Source organism: Nocardioides sp. NPDC057767 (assembly GCF_042798275.1).
Taxonomy (GTDB): Bacteria; Actinomycetota; Actinomycetes; order Propionibacteriales; family Nocardioidaceae; genus Nocardioides.
Genome location: NZ_JBHVKJ010000118.1, coordinates 1 through 4183, shown reverse-complemented (window position 1 = coordinate 4183; position 4183 = coordinate 1). Strand labels below are relative to the sequence as shown.

Annotated in this window: 4 protein-coding genes and 1 pseudogene; 3 read left to right on the top strand and 2 right to left on the bottom strand. The window is 70.6% G+C overall.

Annotation, left to right across the window (positions count from 1 at the left end; translation table 11 throughout):
• Window positions 1-31: 31 nt before the first annotated feature.
• Window positions 32-649 (bottom strand): hypothetical protein, encoded by a 618-nt coding sequence (locus tag ACFVDI_RS28520; protein WP_378912249.1) that lies wholly within the window; start codon window positions 647-649, stop codon window positions 32-34.
• Window positions 646-1146 (bottom strand): SigE family RNA polymerase sigma factor, encoded by a 501-nt coding sequence (locus ACFVDI_RS28515; protein WP_378912248.1) that lies wholly within the window; start codon window positions 1144-1146, stop codon window positions 646-648. Before ACFVDI_RS28515 ends, ACFVDI_RS28520 begins: the two co-directional genes overlap by 4 nt.
• Window positions 1147-1242: 96 nt before the next feature.
• Here ACFVDI_RS28515 and ACFVDI_RS28510 point away from each other — a divergent pair, with 96 nt between their 5' ends.
• The 3 genes and pseudogenes from ACFVDI_RS28510 to ACFVDI_RS28500 form a co-directional block, all read left to right on the top strand.
• Window positions 1243-3183 (top strand): anthranilate synthase family protein, encoded by a 1941-nt coding sequence (locus tag ACFVDI_RS28510; RefSeq protein WP_378912247.1) that lies wholly within the window; start codon window positions 1243-1245, stop codon window positions 3181-3183.
• Complete coding sequence (locus tag ACFVDI_RS28505; protein ID WP_378912246.1) at window positions 3180-3749, top strand: anthranilate synthase component II; 570 nt, start codon at window positions 3180-3182, stop codon at window positions 3747-3749. Before ACFVDI_RS28510 ends, ACFVDI_RS28505 begins: the two co-directional genes overlap by 4 nt.
• 18 nt (window positions 3750-3767) lie before the next feature.
• Window positions 3768-4183, top strand: a pseudogene (locus ACFVDI_RS28500) (anthranilate synthase component I family protein); the annotation flags it as partial.

Here is a 4183-nt window from a genome sequence, read left to right as displayed (position 1 = left end):
CGTCAAGACGGGCCGACTCGGCGATGACGGATCAGCCGACGGAGGGCTTGGCGTCGGCGGTGACCTCGACACCCTCGGCGAACTCGACGAGCTGCTCGTCGGTGAGGTGGATGGAGTTCCACATCTGGATGACGACGGTGAAGTCGCGGTAGGCGTACTTGAGCACGGTCGCGCCGTCGGGGGTGGTGACGATGGTGGCGGGCCGGCCGTCGACGGTGGTGTCGGTGGCGCCCTCGACGGGCGACGAGGCCGACTCGAGGGTCACCACGATCTTGTCCCGGAAGTCGCTGATGGTCGACGTGTCGTCGGGGCGGGCGACGGCGAGGACGTACTGGTCGGAGCCCTGCAGCACGAACCCCTCGGGCACCTTGGCCACGGTGTAGCCGGGCATCTGGGTGCCGTCGTAGTCGACGAGGCGTACCTTGTCCGTGGCCTGGGTGATCGGCGTGACCTCGGGGTCGGAGGTCAGGGCGATCCCGCCGAAGGCGCCCCCGAGCGCGAGAGTCAGTGCCACGCCGCCGAGGGCGGCGCGCTTGATCCGGCGCCGGGAGAGGGCCTGGTGGCCACGGCGGAGGTCGGCGGTGGCATCCTCCGCCGGAGCGGCCGGAGAGGGGGTCAGGCGGGCGAGGCGGTCGATCACGTCGTTCATCGGGAGTCTCCTGTCAGTTGGGTGGGGGTGAGCAGCGCGCGGAGCTTGTCCAGGCCGCGTGCCGTCTGGGACTTCACGGTCCCGGTCGAGCAGCTGAGCGCGTCGGCGACCTCGTCGACCGAGAGGTCGTGGACGTGGCGGAGCACGACGGCCGCGCGCTGCCGGGGCGGGAGCTCGGCCAGTGCCGCGACGAGCTCGGGATCGACCATCGCGGGGTCCTCGACCGCGCCCTCGGGCAGCGAGACCGCGCCGTGCTCCCGTCGGAAGAACGGTCGCCTGCGGTGGTCGGTCAGGCAGTTGACCAGGGTGCGGCGAGCGTACGCAGCGGGCTGCTGGGACGCTCGCCCCCAGGCCAGGTAGACCTTGACCAGGGTCGTCTGGACCAGGTCCTCGGCCAGGTGGGCGTCGCCGGCGGTCAGCAGCCGGGCGGTGCCGACGAGCTGCGCTCGGTGGCGGCGTACGAAGGCCTCGAATTCGGCGTCTTGGGAACGTCTCACGCACTGTCAACGGATCGGGGGCACCGCGGGGTTGCACGCGGCCCACCATCCGAATCGAATGCGTCTCCCGCGCGCGCGACAATTAGGCTCATGTCCATGACGACCAACAGCCCTGCCAAGACCGCGATCGAGGAGATCACGGGGCACGAGGCGTGGGCGATCATCCGGCGCTCCTCGCGGGCGGGTGACCGCGACACGGTCGGCATGCTGGCGGGGACGAGGTCGGTGGTCGAGTCGCTGCTCGACGTACCGCTCGAGGAGGGCACCCCGGAGCCCGGCAAGGTGGCCGACCGGCTGCTCGCGGTGCCGTTCCGCCAGGTGAGCGAGCGGGGCTTCGAGGCCCACGACGACGGCACCCCGCTGGTGGTCGTCGACGTGGAGCGCGAGTGGGAGTTCTCCGTCGCCGAGGTGATCGAGGCGCTGCCCGATGTGCCGGTGGAGTTCACCGACCGCGGCGGGTTCGACGTCGACGACGACACCTACGCCGACCTGGTCAAGACCGTCATCGAGGACGAGATCGGCCAGGGCGAGGGCGCCAACTTCGTGATCGGCCGCCACTACCGCGCGCAGCTCGACGACTGGAACCACGACCGCGCACTCACCGTGCTGCGTCGTCTGCTGGAGCGCGAGCGTGGGGCGTACTGGACCTACTGCTTCTTCACCGGCGACCGCTACCTCATCGGCGCCTCGCCCGAGCGCCACGTGAGCGTCCACGGCGGCGACGTCCGGATGAACCCGATCTCCGGCACCTTCCGGCTGCCGCGCGACCTCGAGGGAACGCCGGAGAAGATCGCGCACGACCTCAAGGGGCAGCTGACCGACTTCCTGACGGATCAGAAGGAGGTCTACGAGCTCTTCATGGTGGTCGACGAGGAGCTCAAGATGATGTGCGACATCTGCGATCAGGGCGGCCAGGTGCTCGGGCCGTTCCTGAAGCCGATGTCGCGGCTGATCCACACCGAATACCTGCTCGCCGGCCGTTCCGGGCGGGACCCGCGCGAGATCCTGCGCGACACGATGTACGCCGCCACCGTCACCGGCTCGCCGGTGGAGAACGCGTGCCGGCTGATCAAGAAGTACGAGCCGGAGGGCCGTGGCTACTACGGTGCCGCCCTCGCGCTGCTCGGCCGTGACGATTCCGGCGCCCCGACGGTCGATTCGCCGATCGTGATCCGCACGGCGGACGTCTCCGTCGACGGCCGGCTGAAGGTGAGCGCCGGGGCGACGCTGGTGCGCGACTCCGACCCGAAGTACGAGGTCGCCGAGACGCACGCCAAGGCCGGCGGGATCCTGTCGGCCTTCGGGCTGGTGCCGGCCGCGCCGGCGCTCGCGCAGGACGTCTCCGAGCTGGTCAACGACGAGGACCTGCTGCTGACCCTGGCTGCCCGCAACCGCCGGCTGTCGTCGTTCTGGCTCACCGACCAGGCCGACGAGGAGCCCTCGGCCCACCTCGCCGGCAAGCACGCGGTGATCCTCGACGGCGAGGACGACTTCGTACGCATGCTGCGTCACGTCCTCCGGGTGCTCGGCATGACGTCCTCCGTGGTCCGCCACGAGGACTACGAGGACGGGGCTTTCGAAGGCGCCGATCTCGTCATCGTCGGCCCCGGGCCGGGCGACCCGCGCGATGATGCCGATCCCAAGATGGCCAAGCTGCGCGCCGCTGTCGCGTCGCTGCTCGAGAGCGGGCAGCCGTTCCTGGCGGTCTGCCTCGGTCACCAGGCGCTGTGCCACCAGCTCGGGATCGGGCTCCACTACAAGGACATCGTCTTCCAGGGCACCCAGACCCGGGTGGGTCTGGGGTTCGGCGGGCGGCCGCGCCGTGAGCGCGTCGGCTTCTACAACACCTTCGTGGGGCGCGTCGGGTCGGCGGAGCTGCCCCCGGGCGTGTCGGTGGATGCCGACCCCGAGACCGGCGACATCCACGCCATCTCCGGGCCGCACTACGCCGGCATCCAGTTCCATGCGGAGTCGGTCCTCACCGAGCGCGGCTACGACCTCATCCACGACGTGGTCAGCGACCTCCTCGCACAATGAGCGCGCGCGTGGTGGTGATCGATCACCACGACTCCTACGTGTGGAGTCTTGTCCACATGATCGCGCAGGTCAGTGGCGAGATGCCGGACGTCGTCGAGCACGACGAGGTGAAGCTCGGAGACCTCGCCGGCTACACCCATGTGGTGCTCTCGCCCGGGCCCGGCCACCCTGCCGACCCGGCGGACTTCGCGGTCGGGCGTGACGTACTCCTGGCGGCGGGGCGGCCCGTCCTCGGCGTCTGCCTGGGGATGCAGGGTCTGGTCACCGCCTACGGCGGCGTCGTCGACCGGATCGAGCCCGCCCACGGTGAGGTCGCGCAGGTGACCCACGACGGTCGCGGGGTCTTCGCCGGCATTCCCTCGCCGCTCGAGGCCGTGCGCTACCACTCCCTCGCGGCCGTCTCCGTGCCCGACGTCCTGGAGGTCACGGCCCGGTCCGAGGACGGGGTCGTGATGGGCGTACGCCACCGGTCGCTGCCGCTCGAGGGCGTGCAGTTCCATCCCGAGTCGGTGCTCTCCCAGCACGGTGCGGCGATGGTCGCGAACTTCCTGAACCCGCAGGTCTGAGGCAGCGGTGAGGTACCGGTGAGCGTCGAGGACCTCTTCGCCGAGGTGGCCGCCGCACACCCCCGCTGCGTCTGGCTCGACGGTGGTGGGGCGCGGGAGTGGTCCGGGGCCCGGTCCCTGATCGGCTGGCTGGAGGACGACGATGTCTCGCTGACCTACTCGGCCGCGCGCCGTGAGGTGCTGCGTCATGCCGGTGGCCGCTCCGAGGTCGTCGGCGACGACATCTGGGAGGTCCTCGAACACGAGGTCGGGCCCGGGGAGCAGTGGTTCGGCTACCTCGGCTACGCCTGCCGACCCGACCTCCCCGCTGCTCCGTCGCGGGACGTGCCGGACGCTGTCTGGATGCGGCCGTCGCATGTGCGGCTGTTCGACCACGGCGGGGTAGTCCGGGAGCGAACTGCCCATATACCCGCCAGTAATGGGCAGTTCGCTCC